Origin of the sequence: Streptomyces sp. AB3(2024) (assembly GCF_041862025.1) — a bacterium.
In the GTDB taxonomy this organism is placed as follows: Bacteria; Actinomycetota; Actinomycetes; order Streptomycetales; family Streptomycetaceae; genus Streptomyces.
This window is the reverse complement of record NZ_JBGWAB010000282.1, coordinates 1-2,724: the sequence shown is the minus strand read 5'-3', so window position 1 is coordinate 2,724 and position 2,724 is coordinate 1. Positions and strand designations below refer to the sequence as shown.

General features: G+C 75.7%; 1 protein-coding gene. It reads right to left on the bottom strand.

The features are described 5' to 3' along the window. On the bottom strand, positions 1-2,724 hold a 2,724-nt coding region (locus ACEPPI_RS40300), incomplete at both ends, for a type I polyketide synthase (RefSeq protein ID WP_373920209.1).

The following is a 2,724-nucleotide window of genomic DNA, read 5'->3' as shown; positions in this document are numbered from 1 at the left end:
CAGCGGGCGACGTGCGCGCCGAGCGCGCCCGTGCCGCCGGTGACCAGGACGGTGCCGCGCGCCCGCCAGGAGCCGGACCGCGCTCCGGCGTCGGCGCCGGTGGCGGCGGGCGTCCCGGCGGCGTGCTCGACGCGGCGTACGAGCAGGCCCGAGGCACGTACGGCGATCTGGTCCTCGGCCCCGCCCGCGTCGGCTCCGCCGAGTACGGCGAGCAGCCGGTCGAGCGTCCGGCCGTCGGCGGCGGCGGGCAGGTCGACCAGGCCGCCCCAGCGCTCGGGGTGCTCCAGGGCGATCACCCGGCCGAGCCCCCAGACCTGTGCCTGCGCGGCGCTGCGGATCCGGTCGGCGGGGCCGGTCGCCACGGCGCCCGAGGTCAGGCACCACAGCGGTGCGTCGACCTCGGCATCGCCGAGCGCCTGGACCAGCGTCCCGGTGAGCAGTACCCCGGCGGGCGCGGCCGGGTGGGCCGGGTGCGGGGCCTCGACGAGGGCCAGCAGCGACACCACGCCCGCCGCTTCCCGGTCCCCGGCGAGGGCCGTACGCAGCCGGTCGGCCACGGCGCCCCGGTCGGTGACGGCCGGGTCCAGGGCGACTTCCCGTACGTCCGCGCCCTGGGCCCGCAGCGCGTCCGCGACGGCGGGGAGTCCGGTGTCGGCGCCCGCCTCCGGGGTGACGACCAGCCACGTGCCGGAGGGGCGGGCGGAGGCCTCCGCCGCGGGCAGCGGCTTCCAGGTGACGCCGTAGCGCCAGGTGTTGACCACCGAGCGCTCGGTACTCCGGTGCCGCCAGGCGGACAGTGCCGGGAGCAGGGCGCTCAGCGGCTGGTCGGCGTCGATGTCCAGGGTGGCGGTGAGCGCGGCGAGGTCGGCGTTCTCTACGGCCTCCCAGAACGGTGCGTCCACCGCCCTGCTGCCCGCGGCGTCGGACCCGGCCGCCGACGGGCGGTGGGCCTCTTCCAGCCAGTACCGCCTGCGCTGGAAGGCGTACGTGGGCAGGTCGACGCGGCGGGCTCCGCTGCCGGCGAAGTACGCGGCCCAGTCGACGGCGACCCCGTGGGCGTGGGCCCGGGCCAGGGCGGTGACCAGGGCTTCCGCCTCGGCGCGGCCCTTGCGGAGCAGCGGTGCGAAGGTGGCGGCGTCCTCGGTGACGCAGTCCTGGGCGAGGGCGGAGAGCACCCCGTCCGGACCGAGTTCGAGGTAGGTGGTCACCCCGGCCGCCTCCAGGGCACGCATCCCGTCCAGGAAACGGACCGCCTCGCGGACGTGCCGCACCCAGAACTCGGCCGAGCCCATCTCGTCCGAGACCAGGGCACCGGTCAGGTTGGAGACGACCGGGATGCGCGGGGCGGCGAAGGTGACGGCCTCCGCCACCTTGCGGAAGTCGGCCAGCATGCCGTCCATGTGCGGCGAGTGGAAGGCGTGGCTGACCGTCAGCCGCTTGGTCTTGCGACCCTGCGCCGCGAAGGCCTCGGCGATCGTGACCGCCGCGTCCTCGTCACCGGCGATGACCACCGACGTCGGCCCGTTGACGGCGGCGATGCCCACCCGGTCCGTCAGCAGCGGCAGCAGCTCGTCCTCGGACGCCTGGACGGCGATCATGGCGCCGCCTGCGGGCAGAGCCTGCATCAGCCGGCCGCGGGCCGCGACCAGCGTGCACGCGTCGTCCAGGTCCAGGACCCCGGCGGCGTGCGCGGCGGCGATCTCGCCGATGGAGTGCCCGGAGAGGAAGTCGGGCTTCAGCCCCCAGCTCTCCACGAGGCGGAAGAGCGCCACCTCGACCGCGAAGAGCGCGGGCTGGGTGTAGCCGGTCTGGTCCAGCAGCTCCGCGTCCGTCCCGAACACGACGTCGCGCAGCGGGAGTTCCAGGTGCCCGTCCATACGGGCGCAGATCGCGTCCAGCGCGTCCGCGAACACCGGGAAGGCCTCGTACAGCTCACGCCCCATCCCCAGGCGCTGGCTGCCCTGACCCGTGAACAGGAAGGCCAGCCCGCCGGAGGAAGCCGTACCGCGCACCGCCCCCGTCGGCTGCTCGCCGATGGCGAGGGCCTTGAGCGCGGTGAGGAACTCCTCGCGCTCCTGGGCGACGACCACGGCCCGGTGTCCGAGTGCCGACCGCGACGTGGCCAGGGAGTAGGCGACGTCGGCGGGGGTGTACGGCGCGTCGTCGGATCCGAGCCGGGCGGCCAGGTGCTCGGCCTGGACGCGGAGCGCGGCCTCGCTCTTCGCGGACAGCACCCACGGCACGGGCACGGGCCGCTGCTGCGGCGCGGGCTCCGGCGTCAGGTCCTCGACGTCCGGGGCCTGCTCGATGATGGTGTGGGCGTTGGTGCCGCTGAAGCCGAACGAGGAGATGCCGGCCCGGCGCGGGCGGCCGGTCTCCGGCCAGTCCCGCCGCTCGGTCAGCAGGGCGATCTCCCCCGCCTGCCAGTCGACGTGCGGGGTGGGCTCGTCCACGTGCAGGGTCTGCGGAAGCACCCCGTGCTGCATCGCCAGCACCATCTTCATGACGCCGGCCACACCGGCAGCAGCCTGCGTGTGCCCGATGTTCGACTTGATGGAGCCCAGGAAGAGGGGCTGCCCGTCGGTCCGTTCCCGGCCGTAGGTGGCCAGCAGGGCCTGGGCCTCGATCGGGTCGCCGAGGGTGGTGCCGGTGCCGTGCGCCTCGACGGCGTCCACCTCGGCGGCCGACAGGCCGGCGCTGGCGAGGGCGGCGCGGATGACGCGC